Here is a 20,109-nt window from a genome sequence, read left to right on the forward strand (position 1 = left end):
TTAACGGGCTCCTTTCCGGGTGGAATAACGTAAGTGGGTCAATTGTGTCATCTCAACCTGCTTGGGTTTTCTTGCCGCCACTTTCGGCCAGACCTCATGAAGTTCTGATGGATAAATCCGCACCCGGGTATCATACCAACCCGCTTGACCGGTAATAGGATCATTGTTAAATAAGACGCCCGAGTCAGTGGGCAAGGTATCAGGAACAATATGATTGACAAGAATGGCCCGTTGACTTTCAGGCGCTTTGGGATCGAGTCCCCAAGACCCCGGAGCTTTGGCAATCGCATTCCACGTCCATACGGTACCGGGTTCAACCGCGTCGGAAAAACGCAAGGTAGCCGTCATCCGTCCCTGGCGGGATTCCATCCAGACCCATTGCCCATCTTTTAATCCCAGTTTGGTCGCCGTTTGCGGATTGACAAACAAGGGATTTTCATGCAGCAATTGCCGGAGCCAAGCATTTTGGGATCCCCAAGAATGGTAATGCGTCATGGGCCTTTGGGTAATCATCACCAACGGATATTCCTCAATGGGTGCCATCACCATCTCCAGAGGCGGATGCCAAAATGGCAAGGGATCAAAGTACGTCACTAAGCGTTCTCGCAAGGCGGGATCGGTAGGTTTCTTTCCGGGCCATAATCCTTGCCCCGCCAACCGAAAGGTCTGTAATGCATCCGAGTAGAAATTCAAGATGATTGGATCACTGCTCGGATTAAATTTGACCTCTTTGGACCAGTTAAGGTACTCCACATTCGCCATACGGTAATATTTCCGACTTTCCGGTAGGGGCTGGAACCAAAACGCCTTATTTTTTGCATAGGCCTCCAACTGACGCGGGTTTGGTTCCCCGACCAATTGGGATTTGCCGTCGCGCCCACGAAATCCCGCCAAAATACCCACACCCGATCCGGGTTGAGTTTCCCATAACTGGATAAAGTCTTTATACGTCTTGTAACGTACTTTCCCATTTTCCACAAATCCGGGCAACTGCAAACGGTTGGCCAATTCAATTAATGTATCCGCTGCAGGACGCACGTCACGAGGAGGAGGAACAACGGGTTGGCGAATGGAATCTGCCGGTCCTTCTGGTTCAGAAATCGGCCGGTCTTGCAAGGACGAGGCATCCCATCTTTCCAGATAGGTCGTATCCGGAAAGACAATATCGGCAAATGCTACTGTTTCCGAGTCATAGGCGTCAATCACCACGACATGGGGAATTTTATAGTTCCCCTTTTCATCTTTGGCCGTTAACATTTGCCGGGTTTCAAGCGTGTTCCAACTCGAGTTCCACGCAATATTGGCCATATATATCATCAATGTATCGATACCGTAAGGCCTTTGATCATGGGCATTCCGAATAACGTTTTGAATCACCCCGTGTGCGGCCAACGGATATTTCCATGAATAGGCCTCATCAATCCGAATAGGTGTGTCACCCTCAACCAGCAGGTCGTCGGGAGAGGTAGGATACCCCAATAGAGGCTTGGGGGCAGCCTGATTGGGCTGGTAATCCTCCCGGTTGGGAGCTGGACTCACAGGGGGTGGTGCAGCTTTCGGATAAGGGCTCTTATAACGAAAACCGCCTGGGGTATCAATCGTCCCCAACATCATCATCAAATCAAACAATGCGCGAATAGTCTGAAAGCCATTGGTATGAGCTGCTAAGCCCCGCATTGCATGAAAAGCCACGGGCCTCCCGATGGTGTGGCTATGACGTGTCCCGTAAAAATCTGTCCACGGTTCGGGTAAAAATACCGGATGTTTCATAGCCGTTTGACCCATCTCTAAGGCCAAACGCACAATGGTTTTACGCGGGACATGGGTGATCTGTTCCGCCCATTTCGGGGTGCATGTGCGCAAGCGGTCCTTAAGAATTTGAAATGCTGGCATAAATGTGCGGCCTTGAAAAGTATACGTGCCTTCCAATTGCCCTTGGCCTTGAGCGTCTTTAAACGGAACAAATTGACCAGAAGGCAAAACCACCATCATGTCGCCATTCTCAGCTTGCCAAATCCGGCCATCACGTTCGGTTCCCGGGGCTTGTTCCACGAGTGCGGCGGCATTGGTATAACGGCGTAGAAATTCGGCATCATATAATCCTTCTTGGACAAGGACGTGCATAAACGCCATCAGTAACGCCCCGTCAGTTCCCGGGTGAATCGGAATCCACTCATCGGCTAAGGCCCCATAACCGCTACGAACCGGATTGACTACGACAAAACGGCCTCCCCGGTCTTTTAACTTGGCTATGGCCAATTTTAGTGGATTCGACGGATGGTCTTCCGCCACCCCAATCAATATAAACAGGCGAGCGTGTTCCACATCCGGCCAGCCAAATTCCCAAAAACTCCCGCCAATCGAGTACATGCCCCCTGCGGCCATATTCACCGAACAAAATCCCCCGTGAGCCGCCCAGTTAGGTGTGCCAAATTGTTTCGCCCAGTAGCCATTGAAAGCTTGCATCTGGTCACGGCCGGTAAAATAGGCCAGCTTGGCCGGATCAGTATTCCGAATCTCTCTCAGCCATCCTTCAACGGTGGATAACGCTGTTTCCCAGTCAACGGGTACCAGCTCCCCTTCGCCCCGTTCACTGCCCGGTGCTCGCATGAGCGGGCTGGTCAATCGGGCTGGAGAATATTGAGTCATGATACCCGCGCCGCCTTTGGCACACCATACACCGTGATTCACAGGCGATTCGGGTATACCCGAAATAAAGCGAATACGCTCATCTTCAACCGTCACTTCGATGCCACACCGACATGCACACATATAACATGTGGTATGCACTCTGCGCGTTGATGCCGGCGTCGGTTGCGGGATTACGTTAAGTTCTTCAGCCGTTTGCACATTCTCGGCATCTACCGCCATAACTACGCCCCCTCCATGGAAACATAAATTCTTAGGTTCATTGTAACTAGTCCTTTTTAACCCTGGCATACAGAATCATTAATGGCTCTTCTCGTCATTTCTGATAGCTCGATAAAATGACAAGCACGCTATTCGATATAATCATTTTTATACTTAAAGATAAAAAGCCCTAGTCCTCTTGCATTAGGCATTCGAGATGTTCATGCATTTTACAGGCATATCGAACATTTGGCTGGGCTTCCCCTCTATTTCCAATATTTTTCACGTCTCAGCAAAAAAGGCTTCCCCTGACGGGAAAGCCCAGCCTACATTAGCCATTGCTTTATCCACTTCGCGATGAAATCCTCTTGACCGTTCGTTTATTACTAAGCGCTTCTCGGAAGGACTGCCTTGCTCATGAGTGAACCGAGATAGTTCCATGGATGTAGGTCATGGTTTCCGGTTCTATGGTATATGTTCCGGATGTCTTAAACGTATACTGCCATTTTCCTCCTTGGTTTAAATCCGGTGATCTCGCAACTAAATGTCCTTGATTCAAAAGATCTAAATGATCTTGCCCCATACCGTCAAATACAAATGTCAGGGTTTGTCCTTTCGCGATCTGAATATGAGCGGGGTGAAAGTGGCCATTGGACAACACCACTTGTCCGGATTTCGCTGCTGATGATGATGACGTCATTGGCGAAGATGAGGACATGGCTTGAGACGAAGAGGACTGGGTTCCGCACCCCGCAATAATGACAGAAAGAACCATGACGGGTAATAGGTAACGGATATGCGCCATAAAAAGTCATCCTTTCCAGGACTTATCTTTACTAAACCTTCATCTTGGAAACTAAAATTTTCCTCAATGTTTCGGATCCAAAAAAACATCAAGAATAATTTTTTCGGTTAAAGAGCTGACGAGGAATTGTGATCCAAAACACTTTTGTTATACTACTTATTGTAGTTTATAACAAGGCGTTAGCGCATCTAGACCTTATTCTTTCGGCTGGGACTATGGATTTTATGTTATGGGACCGACCCCAACAAGAAAACGCTTCACCAGATGAATGACGATACAACAATATTTCTCATCTACCGGTGAAAAGAATTTTTGAGGGATTGACAACTTAAGTGATTGCACATGCAGTAAAATAGTAAAGAAATAGGTGTTAATCATTTAACTCAGTTTCTTAGTAAGGAGTGAATACTGTGCTGCGACTTCTCGTGCTTATTACACCATTATTTTGGGCTCTGGTCTTCTATCTCATTTGGCAACGACAAAAACACCGTTCCCAAGAAGAGGCAAGATTATCCGCAACCAAGGGCAAAAAAGCGCGGCACAGCAAATTAGCGCCAGTTATCCCGCTATTTCCGGATCCGCCGACATCGCGCAAAGCCCATCCCAATGATGATCATCATGAATAATTCTCGGTCAAATTCCCTGGGGAGAATTTAGAACGATTATCCGTGGAGTCTGCCATTCGGTCAGATGGCCCTCGCGTAGGCTTCATTATTTGGCTGGCGAAGCCTGTTAAAAACGAACACGTTCGAAACGCGGTAAGTTGTGCATCAAAATAATCTTCATTAATTTGGTCATGGCAGGTTTCCCGGTTTGCGAAAGGGTTGCCGACACCTGTGGTAATGGTAATAACCATTCAAGGCTATAGGTAAAGTCAGCTCCATGAGATATGTTGTTACGACGCTACAAATTCTTTTCGGGCTCAGATTACAGCACTCTTGGGCTTCCCCATTTTCTCTGTGCTATGTCCTTCAAAAATTTGTGAGAATCCTCTTGTGTCATCTACGATAATTGTACTGAAAACCAGCATCCACCCAATCGCCGAATTATCCTCATCAAACTCTTGGGGAATTTTGGGATGGTTCCACGACAGTCCGTTGTTGACATCCTAATTATGTGGCGGAATCCGGATGCCACGCAGGTCCTGCCGGGCCACTGACCGGTGACTCTGATGATTACTGCGCAGTCTTTTGTCAGGATCCGCTCACGGGACAGATCCACATGATGAGCCCTGAAGGATTCGAATAGACGGGTCCCCTCTCCAAAAAAGGGAACCCTTCCCACTTTGCCGGGGCATCCAGTGCTGGTCACAAGATGTGTCCTATCGCGCATCCTCTTAAAGAACGACCGGCGAATCTCTACGCCGATTAATCGGGCCAGCAACAATGGATCCGGGAATAGGCCCATGGCACGGCCGTGGAAGGGATGAACAGTCGATTGCACGTCTCGTTGGGGGAGAACTTCCTACCATTCTAGCCTTTAGAAGATGCACACCGGAGCGGGATCACTCTCATTGTTTTGTTAGCGCTGGCGTTGGAGCGCATGCGGCAACGGCAATTAGAGTGGATGTGCCGGTTCGTCGGGTAAATTCTGCGATCAACCCTCAATACATCGTGGGACTGCGTGAGCGGCTCAGCGGGTCGTTGGTCGGCATAACCCGTTGTCGGCGATCATGGGATGGCCAAAGGAGGAACGGAGCTCATAGATCTCGGCCGCAAAAGGACGCGCGGTAGATCCGCAGAAACCGAAATCGGCCGCAGCCCAAAAAATTCGCATTGAGAAAGGTTTGAATCTGGATGATTGGAGGCATGAAACCCGTCCGCGTAGGACAGAAGCCTGGTGTCAAGGGCTTTGGGAGCAGAAAACAAGCCAGACCGATTTAGTCGACAGCCGGGTCGATGTTGGCGTTAAACCGAAACATGTTGGTGGGGTCGTACTGTTTTTTGAGCGCCTTGAGCCGGTCATATTTGGGTCCATAGGCATTTTTCAAAAGCCCCACCGGGTCATAGGCGAGATCGGTAATGTTAAGATAGGTGCTGCCGTTGTGTGCAAACTCCGAAAGCGCAGTGCGGGACTGTTGTACCCATTGGATGCCGTGAACGGAGTCTGATCGATCCATCCAGCCGGCCTCCAGCATAACCACCAAACCAGCGGACCGATCGCCAAATGCCATATCCTCTGTATTCTCGGCCATTTTTCCGCCCAACGGCCACAACATTACACCCTGGCCAGGCCTGGCCTCGGCAGCGAGTTCGACAATCTTCTCGATCACGGTGTCTGAAAACGCGTTGACGTACAAGGATTCGACGTGTCCCATGTGAGCCTCTGGCATCATCTGATCGAGAATACTGTGAAGAGCCTGGTAGCTCATCGGTCCGGTCATGTCCATGATGGGCTTGGCCAGATGCCGTAGCGGCTCAACCGCTTCCAGCGCCTCGGCGAGATTGGACCCGGAATGCATACCGCTTACCATGATAATGCTTCGTCCGCGGAAGGGGGGCGGAAGCTCCGGCGCCGGCGGAATTGACAATACGTCAATGTTGAGGCTTACCTCATTGCCGGCCTGTGCGAGATAGTCGCGGCATCCGGTCAGCACCGCTTTGGCATCTGCGGCTCCATAAATGGTATGAATTCCGGCGACCATAGGCCCCACCGGAACCAGACGGAAATACAGGGTCACCGCTACTCCGAAATTTCCGCCGCCGCCGCGGATCGCCCAAAACAAATCCGGATAGTGCTCGGCATCAACATGCCGGACCGAACCGTCCGCCAGAACCAAGTCGGCTCCCAAAAGAAAATCGCAGGTCAGACCATGACGCCGGCGCATAAATCCAAAACCACCGCCAAGGGCCAGCGCCGCGACCCCGACCCGGCCGATGTTGCCGGTCGGCAGCGCCAGTCCAAAGAGCTGTGTTTCCCTAATGACGTCAATGGCCCGGGCCCCGCCATGCACCACGGCCGTGCGGGTTTCCGGGTTGACGCTCACCCCGCGCATTAATGACATATCAATCATTAGTTGCCCATCACACGCCCCCAGCCCGGAAACATGGTGTCCGCCACTTTTGACCGATATCCCAAGACCGTGCTCTTTGGCAAAACGCACCGCTGCCGCCACATCATGGGCTCCCGACGGGCGAACGATGAGAGCAGGTTTCCGGTCGTGATGGCGGTTCCACACCTGGCGCGCGTTGTCGTACGCCGGATCGTGGGGCAAAAGGACCAATCCGCCGAGCGAGTCGGAAAGCTTTCTATATTCTTCTTCCATGTTCGCGAGAGCCAAACTCCATCCTCCTTGAATCAATTTGTCAAGCTGCATCATCTTCGGCACGCTGGTTTCACTATAGCAATCCGCGCCTCATGGAGAATCTCATTTTTGTCTCATGTTAACTGCCCTGACCTAAAGCTCGACGCTTAGATCCGAACTTCACCGCCATGCTAAAAACCTTTTCAGGCGCTTAGCTTGGGTTTCACCATCCGACCCATCAGGGCTAACCCGTCCCCATCCAGTCCGGCAGGATAAGGAGCGTTCGTTGGGTGATATTGCGACCTTCTACTAAAATATCCTGAGAAAATAACAAAGAGAGCCATGACCGCTGTGAAGCGAATCATTCAGTGGGCATTGGCTGTTCTTGAATGTGTTTTGGTCACTGGGGTTATAAATGAAATGAGGATCCACAAACGCCTGGACAGTGAGTCTTTGTGATCACCTATCCGCAGTTAGTCTTCCTCAAAAGAAATCTTAAAAGACTGGTAAACGATTTTTGCCACCATGTATCGAGACTTCGAAGCCACCGTGGAGAAATTTGACCCAGAGAGGCAGGTTAGCTACCCGCAAAAGGTCGCGATAGGTGAATTGAAGTATCAACTCCTATATTTGTAACTCCACCCTATCGCTCGCCCTTATTCTGATGACAGATGCGCTCTAATAGCCCCGTTGCCGATCGACCCATCCATATAAAGGTTCGTGATTTATATAGCGCTGGACATTCGTCACAAAATATTGGGCCACATACTCATCGACACTCGGTCCCGCAATGTGGGGAGAAATCCGTACTCCCGGCAAGTCCCACAAAATATGACCAGAAGGCAAAGGTTCGGTTTCAAACACGTCAAGCACCGCGCCTGCAATTTGGCCTGTTGTCAGGGCGTCCACTAAAGCCTTTTGATCGATCACTTCACCACGGCCGACATTGATAATCAAAGCCTCCGGTTTCATCGCCCGGAGCACTTGCTCACCAACAATCCCCCGCGTTTTCTCGGTAACCGGCAAGGTAATCACCAGATAATCCAATGATTCCACAAACGGAATCCATTCTGCGGAACTAAATGCTTTATCGACCATTTCCGGTTTTGGAACACTGCTTAATCCATACACCACCATATCGAATGCCCGCGCCTTACGCACCAATTCTTGTCCAATCGATCCCAGCCCCGCAATCCCAATCCGCTGGTTTCGTAGGGTTCCCACTGCAAACGGCTCCCATAAATGGTCTTGTTGTTGCTGACGCAAGCGATCTAACTTGCGCACATGAGCTAACAGTTCAGCAAAAACGAATTCGGCAATAGGTGGCCCAAATTGGTCCACAATCCGGGTGATTATTACCGTAGAAGGAAGATAGGGATTGCTGACTAAATCATCAACGCCTGCTCCCATCGATTGAATCCACCGTAACTGGTGCGCTTTACGAAACAGGTGAGGCGGAATCTTCCACCCAAAGATGATCTCCGCAGATGGCACTACTTCTCTAAATTCATCTAATGTTCTTGCCGTGATAATCTCTCCAGGACAGTTCATTTCCTGCAGTATTTCACCGATACGTTCGTGCCCACTGCGGTAGACAATAATTCTGGGGCATGCCAATTTTTTCTCCTTCTCTCTTCATTATGCTGTTCTGACAACGCAAAGCTGTCCTGAGCAGGGTTTGCCCATTCGCCATTCCTTACGGATTACAGTGGGAATTGCTCAGATAACATAGCATTTACATAGGATCTAGACAGCAGCAACAAGCTAGGTAATAGCCTGTGCACTCATCCGGAATCTCATCAAGGTGAGCCAAGATAGGTCATCGACACCACCCCGCTAGATTTTAGTACGGGCTATGCGTATGATGGGAACAAGATCACTCCATCCAACATCTGGGGTAACCCGTTTAAAATTTTTTCGCTATGTATCATCTATCAACTGTACATTGGTCTTAAACGTCACGGGCTAAAAGGTTTTGCGTGGTCATCAGCGTTAAGGCAAACTGTCCATTTGCAAAAATTTCATCGACCACGGCAAAGTGTATTCCCTCTGATGCTGTGCGCACCACAAAGTGCAAATGCGTCCGTGACAATCCACGCACCACATACTGCTCCGGTTCTTTGATGGTGTGACGAATCTGTTCAGCCTGCTCCCGTGATGTAAATAAAGGAATAACATGATGATCTTGATAAGGAATCATCCATAAAGCTCCCGTCAAATGATTGTGATTCCACTGCATCAGGGCCCAATACGGATCCCCGGAGACCGTTTCATCAGGTAACAAAGCCGATAATAAGCGTGTCATCTGGTTGTCTTGCTCATTCATTGCTCTTAGCCCCTCTCCCAGTGTGTGAACAATAAATCTATCGTACACTATGCCTGAAGTTATGAGCACTAAGAACAAATTTGTTCCGGAATTCCTGTTGAGTCAAAACATTGGGTTATACCACTATAGTTATTGAGATCAGGCTGACACCGATTCATATCTGAAATCACAAGGCATGCGTCCCAAAGACGAAATTTAGCGTGTTACGGCATATAAAACCGAGGCAAATATTGCGAATCCGGTAAAAATTGTGGTCAAAATATGGATTGTCATAACCTCCTTAAACACCGCGGCAAGCCGTCAACTCTTCCGGTTCAGTGAGTGGTTTATTTTCCATTATCGGATCTCTAGTTATCTATGCCAAATCCTAACAGAGAATTTACGGGTAAATTTGTTCGGTCTTTCACATAGTATCGTTCAACCAAGGGAGAAATCTCTGATCCGCTTGTATACCGATTCCATAATTATCGAAGATTATGGATACTTTGTGGTAACATGGATTCTAGCCTGTTCTTTGGTGTTTTGGAATGATGAGGTTCCATGACACCAAAGAAGAGGACTTTTATTGGGCACACGGCTTTGGCATAAATCGCAGCACTATTCCTAAGTCATAACAGGCCAACATGCCTGCACTACATATTTGTGGAATCATGAAATCGAGGAGCAATCAAATCATGGGGCACCGTCTCGTTCGCGATTTTTTTCGTGAGCATCTCCGTCAATATCTGCTAGCTATCGCGAGTATTGGTATCGCGAAAGTTATCCAAGTCCAAATTCCTTTTATTATTGGGGAGTTTATTGATCAATTCCATCACGGCATCACCCCACTAGTCATAGAACATTACGCCCTAAAACTGGCGGTGATATCAACCCTGTATGTCGGTCTTTTTGGCATTGGGCAATTTACTATTGGAAAATTAGCGAGAATATTTGAAGGAAATCTGCGTCGCCGACTCTTTCAACACTGGGAGACACTCGAATTAGAATATTTTAGTCAACACACCGTGGGCGATTTGCTGTCCCATGTTCTTAATGATGTCCCGGCCATTCGACAAGCATTAGCCGGAGGCATTAACCAAAGTCTTCAGGCCATTTTTCTGTTTGCGGCGACACTCGTGATGACCATCAAGGATATTAATTTGAGTTTGACGCTTATCAGTCTCATTCCTCTCTTATTAATTCCTGTGGTCGTGGTGAAATTAGGGCCCAAAATCCGTCAACAATCCCGCATCGTGCAGGAATCCCTTTCCCGCATGTCGGATTTAACTGAGGAAAGTTTGCAAAGTATCCGGTTAATCAAGTCAACGGGGAATGAGGCCATTGAACGCCAGCGTTTTACCACAAAAGTCGATACGATTTATGATAATTCCATGCAGCTTGTCCGCCTCAATACCACATTTCAGGCTATAATTCCGCTTTTGAGCGGGATTAGTTTTGCCATAACATTGATGTATGGGGGATACTTAACGCTCCACCACAACATTTCAATTGGGGCTTTTGTCGCTTTTACCGTTTACTTGAGCATGATGGTCCGTCCCTTAATGCAATTTGGGAACGTGATCAATATCTTTCAAAATTCGTCCGCGTCGTTACTGCGAATCCAAATCCTCTTAGAAGCCGAACCGCAAATCACGGATCCTGTTATGCCAAAAGCTCTGCCCCAAGCAGGTGCCATCACATTCCATGACCTCAGCTTTTGTTATGACCACAGTGATCATTGTGCCCTACAAAATATCCGTCTGCGCATTCCTCCAGGCAGCATTCTTGGCATCGTCGGACGCACGGGAGCAGGCAAAACGACCTTAGCACGGTTACTGCTAAGGGAAATCGATCCGCCCCCCGGAACCATTTTCATTGGCGATACCGATATCCGCGACGTCAGTCGCGAAGCCTTGCGTGATTATATAGCCTATGTCCCGCAAGATGGGTTTCTGTTTTCTCTGAGTATCGGGCAAAATATTGCCTTTCCTCTGCCCCAACCAGACCCCGAGAAGATCCAGCAAGCAGCATCTGAAGCGAATATTTTAACAGCTATCCAAGCGATGCCTGAGGGCTTTTCAACCATCGTAGGCGAACACGGCTTGACATTATCTGGTGGTCAACGTCAACGGATCGCTATCGCGCGGGCGTTGATGAAAACCCAAGCTCAAGTGATTATTCTCGACGATTCCCTCAGTGCTGTCGACAGCGTCACCGAATCAATTATTTTGGACACGTTAAAAAAATTGCATAACCAGGGTCGCACGCTAATAATTACCAGTCACCGTCTTTCCGCATTAAGATTGGCTGATCACATCATGGTTCTTGATGACGGAAAAGTCATCGAATATGGTACCCACGCTCAACTCTTAGCCCAACACGGTTTTTACGCTAGACTCTATGACATCCAGTCGCAAGGAAGTGAACAGCATGCCTAGTAAACCTTCAAAATCGCCGAATGTTCCTATCCACAGTCCGATAAAGGGCTTGCTGGTTTATGCACTACCCTATACCCGCCTTTTTGCCGGTGTCATTGCTCTCGTCATCCTCTATAACCTGACTCAAGTCATTCAACCTTATTTAGTTAAGGTAGCCATTGACCGTTATTTGTTGGTCAAACATTCCATTTTATCTCCTTTAATTCAAATCGGGTTTCTTTATCTCGCGATCACATTGGTGGGGTTATTAGCCAATTTGTATCAAACCCGTGTCATCGCGTCAGCCGGGCAGCAAATCGTTCGGCAAATTCGGATTGATTTGTTTTCCCACATTGAATCGCTATCTATGGATTATTTTGAAACGCATGATACAGGCCGTCTTATCACCAATGTAGCAAGCGATACCACACGCATTAGCCAGTTTTTCACACAGTTTCTGTTGAGTGTCATCCGCGACGGATTAACCATTATTTTGGTTATGGGGGCCATGCTTTTGTTAAATTGGCGGTTGGGTTTGCTAAGTGCCTTGGTCATTCCTTTAATTGTGCTGATTTCGGCGATTTTCCGTCCGCGTTTGCATAAAATTTATAATACTACGCGTTCACGGCAATCTCGGTTAATTGGCTTCATCGCAGAGAACTTGTCGGGCATGCGCATTATCCAAATCTTTCATCAAGAAAAAAAGCAGCTCGATGCCTTCAATCAGCTCAATTTGCCGTATCAAAATGCTAATGTCAACGAATTTCGCTGGGATGTGTTATTTAACCGGAGTTTTGACTTACTCGGCAATTTGGCCGTCGCGTTTATGGCCTGGGCAGGAGGATTGGCCGTTTTCCACCACAGTATCAAAATCGGTGTCCTTTATGCTTTTATTTCTTACATACAGCAATTTTTTGAACCGATTAATTCTTTGACACAAAACTGGAATACCTTGCAATCGTCTATGATTTCATTCGAACGGGTCAGTTCCGTGTTGGCCACTTCTCCAACCCTCAAAGACCCCGATTCCCCTTATTCGTTGGATCCATCCTCAGTTTCTATAGTAGGACAGGTGGATTTTGATCACGTGTCTTTCGCTTATAAGCCGGAAGCTCCTATTCTCCAGGACATTACCATGCATATCGCTCCCGGACAATTTATAGGCATTGCCGGCGAAACAGGTGCTGGCAAAAGCACGTTGATCAGTCTTTTAGCGCGGTTTTACGATGTAAGTGAAGGAGCCATTCGCATCGATGGGATTGACATTCGCCAAATCCGGCAACAGGACCTACACAAGATTGTGGCCATCGTGCAGCAAGATGTGAATCTTTATTCGGGCACGATCGCCGATAATATTCGTCTATTTCGTGACGACATTTCTTTGGAACAAATTGAAGAGGCGTGTCAGATCACTGGGGCGGATCTCTTTATTCGGCGGCTGCGCCAAGGCTATGATACCTGGCTGACTCCCCATGGTTCCAACTTATCAACCGGTCAACGACAACTGTTGGCTTTTGCTCGCACCATTCTGCTCAATCCCAAGATTTTAGTGCTTGATGAGGCTACCGCCAATTTAGATGCCGTCAGTGAGATGGCAGTACAAAAAGGATTAATGGAAGTAGCCAAGAATCGCACCACCATAGTCATAGCTCACCGGTTGTCAACCTTGCGCTTTGCTGACCGCATCTTCGTGCTAGACCATGGACGGATCGTGGAATCCGGTACCCATGACGAATTACTGGCCCATGACGGGTATTATGCCCATATGATTCACAAATCCGCATGGATGCTGGAGCCCACCGGTTCGGCGTGAGAGAACCGGCGTCAAGATGGATAACATCGCGCAATTCCAAGCTCTGGCGATCTTATTGGGTGTTCCCGACGTTCTGAACGAAAAGCGAATGAGATAGATAATTATTGCGATCAGAGGAGTGGATCTCATGGTCACGTACGACATCTTAGACGCGGATATCGCTATATGGAATGAAGACACGGTCCTCGCGACCATCCGGAAATTGGCTCAGGAATTCGGCTTGCTCGTCAAGGAAGAGACCACGTTACTATCGAAAAAAGGGTCGACTCACTGCCATTTAGGACACCCGCAGTATTCTGGACTTCTTGAAATAACAGTATGGCCCCCGCGGAACGCCATCTGGATCGACATCCATGCCAATCGGCGGACAGGATGGAATGAGGCAATGATTGAGCCCGTGGCTCAAAGACTAGCCGATCGGTTTGGAGGGCACGCTAAGAAGCGCAACTCATGAAGTGCGCTCCGTCAATTGAGGGATTGTCATGGAGCCCCCAAGCTTGCAGACGTTTTTCGTGACGATCCCTCACGGAACTAACGCACCAAAGCAGGCGAAGATGCATAAGAATGTGTGAGTCTCATTCCGTCCCACTCCTCGTCATGGGCATATTATACATGCCCGAATGTCAAGCCCCATCTTTTGATTTTCGCTTTCGGTGACGAGACATATGGCGTTTTGATGGTATAACGGGATCCTTTAAAAAAAATTCCCGGCACTCGCCGTCTTGACCCTCTCTGCCTTACCATTGAAGCTGATGGCCATAGTCCTTAAGCCATTTCTTGTCCTGGTGATAATCCGGAAGAATTTGACCGACTGCATTCCAAAACGGTTTCTGATGGTGCGGATAACTTAAGTGCGTCAATTCGTGGACCAGCACATAATCAACCACTCTAGCAGGAGCTTGCACTATGCGCCAATTGAAAGCAATCAAGCCATCTTGGCGGCAATACCCCCAGCGACTGCGATATTCATGAATTTTGACATGGGCAGGAAATTGCCCCAGTTGCTGGGCCCATGATTGAAAACGTGGTACTAAACTTTTCACAGCCTGTTCATAATACCACTGAATTAATTGGTTCCGCACAAATTGTGAGGGATCCTGATACCCGATTAATGACATGTTACCGACGATAAGTTGGCCATTTTCCTGACGCACTATGGGCCACGTATAATCTTGGCAAAAGGAAAGGGTCAATGGCTCGCCGTAGAATGAAAATACTTCGCCCTCGCGAAAAGTTTTGGCCTCATACTGCTGTACGGTCTGATGATGTTTGAGAATCCAGGGGATATTTTGCTGGACAAAAGACTGAACCCGTTCCATGGGATATCCGGGCGGGACTAGAACCGTTAATGAGCCGTCTGCCTCAATTCTTAATGCTGCTCGCCGCCTATTAGGCCGCATAATCACATGGTACGTCAAACGCGTTGTGCCGCTGGAAATCTCTTGTGTGGCGATAATTTGTCCTTTGACTGGGCCCATTACTCTGTGACTGGCTCCTTTTTCTCCAATTTTCTCGGCGCAGGGCAGGAACATCCCGAAACGCTGGCCTCTTCATGAGGGATTTTTCCTTCACCTAAGGTGCCTTGGAATCCGCATTCCCTAGTATAGCAAGATGAGAGCGGATACGGCATGGCAAGATTTATGACGCGTTTATAGGGGATAAAGTTTTGACTATGGCACAATAAGAATCAACGTCTTGTACAATTCCTGTGAAATTCAGAAGAAAACCAACTGCAATGGAGGGTTTGTGATGAATATGGTTCCACCTCTGGCTCCCGCAAAAACGAGTCGCTTGGAACGCATTAAAGATAGTTTAATGGTCGTGATTTTAGCCGGTATTATCATCTTTGCTGCGGAACACATCTTAAGCCGATTACACGAAGTCGTCATTGTCCTCGTGCTCTCGGTCACCATTGTCATCATGTTAAATCCACTCGTTAGATGGCTTTCACGCCGCATTCGACGCGGTTGGGCAGTTCTGATTGTCGTTTTAGGATCTCTTGTCGTATTCTTCGGCGGTATTGGCGGTCTGTCCTCAATTATCGTCATGCAGTTACAGGTTTTAGCGAAGCAATTACCCAGCGACGTTGAACGCCTCATCCCGCTCATTCTGACATTCCTAAGCAATGCCGGTATTCATTTGAACATCCAGCAAATTGAACACACCGCGCTCCAGCATGCTTCAGCCGCATCGTCAGCAGCCATTCATGACACTGTGCGGGTCTTAACCAGTATTATTAAAGGACTGGTTGATACGGTATTAATCATTATCCTCACGGTCTACATGTTACTCGATGCCCCACGCATTGAGTCGTCGCTCGAACATCTGATTCCCCCAGGTCCCCTGCCCGCAGTCCTTGCCGTGGAACAAACGGTTGCCCGCGTGGTCGGTGGATATGTCCGCGGGCAGCTCTTATTATCCGTACTGATAGGACTAGCCTTTGGCATCGGCACGTCCCTCATCGGCCTGCCCGATGCGGTCACTGTCGGAGTCATTGCCGCGGTGGGAGAACTGATTCCCTTGCTGGGTCCGGTAATCGGTTCCCTATTGCCATTAATTTTTGCGTTATTGGATCATCCCTCACTTCACGTTCCCGAAGTCTTGATTATGTTACTCGGCATTCATCTTCTTGAATCTGATGTACTCGGCCCGCGCATAATGCGCGACCAATTAGGATTACATCCCATCATTTCGATTATTGCGCTACTCATTGGTGCCACCTGGTTAGGCATCTGGGGTGCCTTATTTGCCGTGCCAGCCGCTGGCATTGCCGTGGCTGGCATTCGCGCCGGAGCAGGCGCTTGGCGTGCTTATGCAAGTTCACCGCCTAAAGATGCCAGGTAATACCTTAAAATCAAGACGGACAGAACCTTTGTTTTTGTTTTGGGATAGTCCGCCCATAGGTCAAACAAATCCCCTGTTTAACTTTCCTCCAGGAGTTTTGTGGCGGGAACCGGCAAAGATCTCTTTTCTGATTGCCAATTTCCCGTCACAGATTTAAATGGCGCCTTCGTCATTTCAAAGGCTATACCTGGGGACTGAATCCCTCATTACAGTGTCGAGCATTGCGGTGATAGTTCTGTGATTTCAACCGCCTATGAGCCTTTGATACAGCATTGGAAAATTCGCTCTCATCCTCCCTGCCCTGAGGACGGGAACTCCGCGCCGGGTTTCTGGGGAATTGTTTGACACCGCCTGATAGGTGTAGTGATGTGGATTTCCGTAAGAGAAACAATATTCTTCGCTATCCTTTTTGCAATAGGGGTTAATTTGTTTTCAGGACTACAGATGCCATTTACACAGGGATCATTAATTTTAAACCCACCAAGGTCAGCACGACCAAGACCACTTCTTGAAAAAGTTTTGCATTAATGCGCAAATGGACTTTATTGCCTATCCATAATCCTAATAACATAGCGGGTAATAAGGCGAGATAACCGAGACCAATTTGAAAAGTTAGCAACCCCAAAGCTATATATAAAATGCCGCGCAGCACATTATTCATTCCCGCGACCAGTTGCATCGTGGCACGAAACTGACGCTTGTCCAATTTCCGCAATTGCAAATATGCCACCAAGGGTGGACCACCGCCACCATAGAGACTCCCTGCTAATCCACCCAACAATCCTAAAGGAATGGCCCAAAATGTGCGAATTTTGGGTAGCCGATCCAATTTCACCCACACGGCATAGAGCACATAAATGAGGATAAACAAACCCAAGATAAACGTTACGCTGCCAGGAGAAGCCTTTTTGAGAATGAATCCGCCAATTAACACACCTATACTAGCAAACGGCAAGAGCCATAATACATCGCGCCAGACAACTTGTTTAACATCATAAGATCCCAAAACCAGTGCGGCCGTCAAATCCAATAAAAATACCAGGGGCACAGCCAGCTTTACTGGCATTAACAAAATTAAACTGGCGACAGCAATTAACCCGGATCCAAATCCAATCGTACCACGAACAATAAACGCTATGACCACGATAAAAAAAGCTACACTATAAAGACTCAGGCTATGAAAAATTCCCATCGTCTTTGCTCATTCCTTCTTTCCTCCCGGAGGTCATTTATCCCATCATTCCGGGAATTCTAAGCAAACAACGGCTTGTCTAAAAGACAAACCGTCGACAACAATATTCGATCGCGTTATTCAAATTAGATCAAATCATTCCACGACGGAATCTGTCAAGTTTTCATTCGGATGGGAAAAGAAAATTAGGCATTTCGCCAATATTTCGGGTTACGGCCCCAATCATCAAAAAGCGTTGTGCACCATTCTTGTGTCCTTATTCCACGGATAGGGCAGGCATCAAGAATAAGACTTTAGTCGTAAAGAAAAAGTTGTACCCGTCAAAGGGTACTTCAACACCGTATAATCAAGCCATACACCGACAACCAGACAGGAGTTTTAGTGACGCCCATGTCAATGAATGCAGAACGCATCCATCTCTTGAAAAATATTGCGGAAGCCTTAAACGAAGCGACGGATATCGATATGACGGTCAGCCGATTGTTGAAGCTTACGGTCCATTCATTAGGATTACAGACTGCGTGGATCTTTCGCTATGATCCCGCCCGCTTGTATTTTGTCGAAATGGGCGCGAGCGGACTGCCACCCGCACTATCTCACCACGGGGCCCATGCGCTGAAAGTTGGTTGGTGCGAGTGTCAGGACCGTTTTGTACGTGGACGTCTTCACACCGCTGTCAACATTGTGCGCTGCAGCCGTCTTCGAGATGCTTCCGGAGACAAACAAGGATTAGTTTTTCACGCCAGCGTGCCCTTGCGGTCGCAAGAAAAACTTTTAGGTATTCTCAATGTTGCATCCGCAGGAAAAAAACCATTTTCTCAAGACACCTTGAGCCTGTTAAGAACCATTGGGTACCAGGTCGCCGTGGCCTTAGACCGGTCAACACTTTTGCTGGAACAATCCCGGTATGCCGATCGTCTTCGGGCTCTAGCCAACTTGGCCAATCATCTCATTGTGACGATGGACATTAACCACATTTTAGACCATGCTTGCCAACAGCTGGCCCACATCTTGGATTATGATGCGGTCGCCATATTCTCCGCCCACAATCCTCTGTCTCTTGTAGCCCAATGTGTTCGTGAAAATATCCATGAATTTGCTTATCGTTATGATGAGATCGATCCGGGAAAAAATTTGTCGCAATCTCCCGGCCTTTTAATAGCAGGCGACGTATCGGGATTATGGCAAGAGATCCCGCAGACGCCCTACAGGATCCGTGCCGAAACCCGCCAAATTCGAGCATTCCACCCCTTCGACCGAGAGTTGCTCATCACGGCGGCTTGGCATATTGCTACGGCAGTGGAAAATGTTCGTCTTTATGAAAAATCACGGCAAGAAGCCCAGCAACACGAACGACGCTTGCTCGCAGCGACACTGCACGATTCCGTGAACCAACGGTTGTTTTCCGCTCAATTATTAACGCGCAGTGCAACGGTCTTGTGGCGGGCAGAACCCGAACATCCCAAAATTGCAGAGTTTTTGCAACGCATTAGTGCCCAACTCGTGCAAAGTCAAATCGAAATGCGTCGGTTAATTGGGGCCTTACGTCCCGCCGCGGCGGCAGAATGGATTAACCAGCTAAAAAATGACCTATCGCATGTGACCATGGCGACCGGCCTTCATTTTGATACGTCTTTGCCCGAACAAATTCCGGCTCATTGGAATCAAGAAGCCCTTCATATATTGAAAGGCATTATTGACGAATGTCTTCACAACACGCTGCAACACGGCCAAGCCCACCATGTCCAGTTATCTTTAAATTATGATGTCCAAAGCCTTTATGTGCACATCGAGGACGACGGAAAAGGATTCGATCCCGCGGCGACTGAACCGGGGTATGGATCTCGTACGATTGAGGAACGCGTTCGGTCATTAGGCGGCCAGTTCTCCCTCCACAGCCAACCGGGACACGGCACCCGCATCGTAATTACCTTGCCATTAGAGCCATATTTCTATTCATCTCCCTCACAAGGGCCAAAGGAGAAATCTCATCATGACGAAATTCCTTAACATTCTCATCGTTGACGATCATCCGGTGGTACGTGAAGGACTGCGCACATTTCTCGGGTTAGCCGCGAACATTAAACGAATCTGGGATGCTGAGACGGGAGAGCAAGCCATAAATCTCGTCAAACACAATCTGCAGCACATTGACGTGATTCTCATGGATTTAGTTTTAAATGGGGAAATGACCGGCATAGAAGCCATTAACCACATTCATAGGTTATCTCCCCGTATCCCCATTATTGTGCTGACCTCGTACCAAAATTCTGAACGGGTCCACGCTGCCATCCAAGCTGGTGCTAAAGCATATCTCGATAAGAGTGTCGATCCCGATAAACTTGTCGCAACCATTCATTATGTGCTTGAGGAAAAAACGGCAAGCGGGATCACTCTGCCGTCAAATTCTGCAGGAATCGCCGGTGCAGACCATGTCCCATTAACGGCCCGGGAACTAGAGGTATTAAAAGCGCTTGGACAGGGCATGTCCAACAAAGAGATTGCCAGTCACCTGGGAATTGCCGAAAAAACTGTTAAAGTACACATGTCGCACATTTTCGCTAAATTTGGTGTGTATGACCGGACTCAAGCCCTGATTGCAGCATCACGAAGAGGATTAATCAATCCCTAACGGCTCT

General features: G+C 48.3%; 14 protein-coding genes. 7 read left to right on the top strand and 7 right to left on the bottom strand.

The features are described from left to right. Both AOA63_RS15655 and AOA63_RS15660 read right to left on the bottom strand, forming a co-directional pair. Entirely contained in the window at positions 1–2,871 is a 2,871-nt protein-coding gene (locus AOA63_RS15655; protein WP_053960737.1) for a molybdopterin-dependent oxidoreductase, read from the bottom strand. Between the two features lie 394 nt (positions 2,872–3,265). After that, positions 3,266–3,655 carry a cupredoxin domain-containing protein gene (locus AOA63_RS15660; RefSeq protein WP_053960738.1) on the bottom strand — a complete coding sequence of 130 codons (390 nt, stop codon included), beginning with the start codon at positions 3,653–3,655 and terminating at the stop codon, positions 3,266–3,268. 410 nt (positions 3,656–4,065) lie between these two features. On the opposite strand from AOA63_RS15660, the gene AOA63_RS15665 reads away from it, so the two are divergent. Continuing rightward, positions 4,066–4,281, top strand: a complete 216-nt coding sequence (locus AOA63_RS15665) for a hypothetical protein (RefSeq protein WP_053960739.1) — start codon at positions 4,066–4,068, stop codon at positions 4,279–4,281. 1,253 nt (positions 4,282–5,534) lie between these two features. Here AOA63_RS15665 and AOA63_RS15670 read toward each other — a convergent pair. The 3 genes from AOA63_RS15670 to AOA63_RS15680 all read right to left on the bottom strand — a co-directional run bounded on the left by AOA63_RS15670 (position 5,535) and on the right by AOA63_RS15680 (position 9,225). Continuing rightward, complete coding sequence (locus AOA63_RS15670) at positions 5,535–6,974, bottom strand: FAD-binding oxidoreductase (RefSeq protein ID WP_053960740.1); 1,440 nt, start codon at positions 6,972–6,974, stop codon at positions 5,535–5,537. Positions 6,975–7,577: 603 nt separating this feature from the next. Continuing rightward, a complete protein-coding gene (locus tag AOA63_RS15675; protein ID WP_053960741.1) occupies positions 7,578–8,516 on the bottom strand; it encodes a D-2-hydroxyacid dehydrogenase in 939 nt (312 codons plus the stop codon). A gap of 334 nt (positions 8,517–8,850) precedes the next feature. After that, on the bottom strand, positions 8,851–9,225 hold the full coding sequence (locus tag AOA63_RS15680) for a hypothetical protein (RefSeq protein WP_053960742.1): 375 nt from the start codon (positions 9,223–9,225) through the stop codon (positions 8,851–8,853). 674 nt (positions 9,226–9,899) lie between these two features. Between AOA63_RS15680 and AOA63_RS15685 the strand changes: the two genes are divergently transcribed. The 3 genes from AOA63_RS15685 to AOA63_RS15695 all read left to right on the top strand — a co-directional run bounded on the left by AOA63_RS15685 (position 9,900) and on the right by AOA63_RS15695 (position 13,888). Continuing rightward, positions 9,900–11,642, top strand: coding sequence for an ABC transporter ATP-binding protein (locus AOA63_RS15685; RefSeq protein ID WP_082344071.1), 1,743 nt, complete (start codon positions 9,900–9,902; stop codon positions 11,640–11,642). Then, positions 11,635–13,434 (top strand): ABC transporter ATP-binding protein, encoded by a 1,800-nt coding sequence (locus tag AOA63_RS15690; RefSeq protein ID WP_053960743.1) that lies wholly within the window; start codon positions 11,635–11,637, stop codon positions 13,432–13,434. The genes AOA63_RS15685 and AOA63_RS15690 overlap by 8 nt, the downstream gene beginning before the upstream one ends. Before the next feature lie 127 nt (positions 13,435–13,561). Continuing rightward, the gene (locus tag AOA63_RS15695; protein WP_053960744.1) at positions 13,562–13,888 is read left to right on the top strand and encodes a hypothetical protein; all 327 of its coding nucleotides are present in this window, start codon (positions 13,562–13,564) and stop codon (positions 13,886–13,888) included. A gap of 283 nt (positions 13,889–14,171) precedes the next feature. Here AOA63_RS15695 and AOA63_RS15700 read toward each other — a convergent pair whose 3' ends face one another. Beyond that, positions 14,172–14,912 (bottom strand): M48 family metallopeptidase, encoded by a 741-nt coding sequence (locus AOA63_RS15700; protein ID WP_053960745.1) that lies wholly within the window; start codon positions 14,910–14,912, stop codon positions 14,172–14,174. Positions 14,913–15,183: 271 nt separating this feature from the next. Here AOA63_RS15700 and AOA63_RS15705 point away from each other — a divergent pair, with 271 nt between their 5' ends. Next, positions 15,184–16,278, top strand: coding sequence for an AI-2E family transporter (locus tag AOA63_RS15705; RefSeq protein ID WP_053960746.1), 1,095 nt, complete (start codon positions 15,184–15,186; stop codon positions 16,276–16,278). A gap of 451 nt (positions 16,279–16,729) precedes the next feature. Here the strand turns inward: AOA63_RS15705 and AOA63_RS15710 are convergent, their stop codons facing one another. After that, on the bottom strand, positions 16,730–17,470 hold the full coding sequence (locus AOA63_RS15710; RefSeq protein ID WP_053960747.1) for a sulfite exporter TauE/SafE family protein: 741 nt from the start codon (positions 17,468–17,470) through the stop codon (positions 16,730–16,732). Positions 17,471–17,860: 390 nt separating this feature from the next. Here AOA63_RS15710 and AOA63_RS15715 point away from each other — a divergent pair, with 390 nt between their 5' ends. Next, positions 17,861–19,480 carry a GAF domain-containing sensor histidine kinase gene (locus tag AOA63_RS15715; RefSeq protein WP_053960748.1) on the top strand — a complete coding sequence of 540 codons (1,620 nt, stop codon included), beginning with the start codon at positions 17,861–17,863 and terminating at the stop codon, positions 19,478–19,480. Next, on the top strand, positions 19,464–20,102 hold the full coding sequence (locus AOA63_RS15720; RefSeq protein WP_053960749.1) for a response regulator: 639 nt from the start codon (positions 19,464–19,466) through the stop codon (positions 20,100–20,102). The genes AOA63_RS15715 and AOA63_RS15720 overlap by 17 nt, the downstream gene beginning before the upstream one ends. Positions 20,103–20,109: the final 7 nt, after the last annotated feature.

The organism is Sulfobacillus thermosulfidooxidans (assembly GCF_001280565.1).
Lineage (GTDB): Bacteria > Bacillota > Sulfobacillia > Sulfobacillales > Sulfobacillaceae > Sulfobacillus > Sulfobacillus thermosulfidooxidans_A.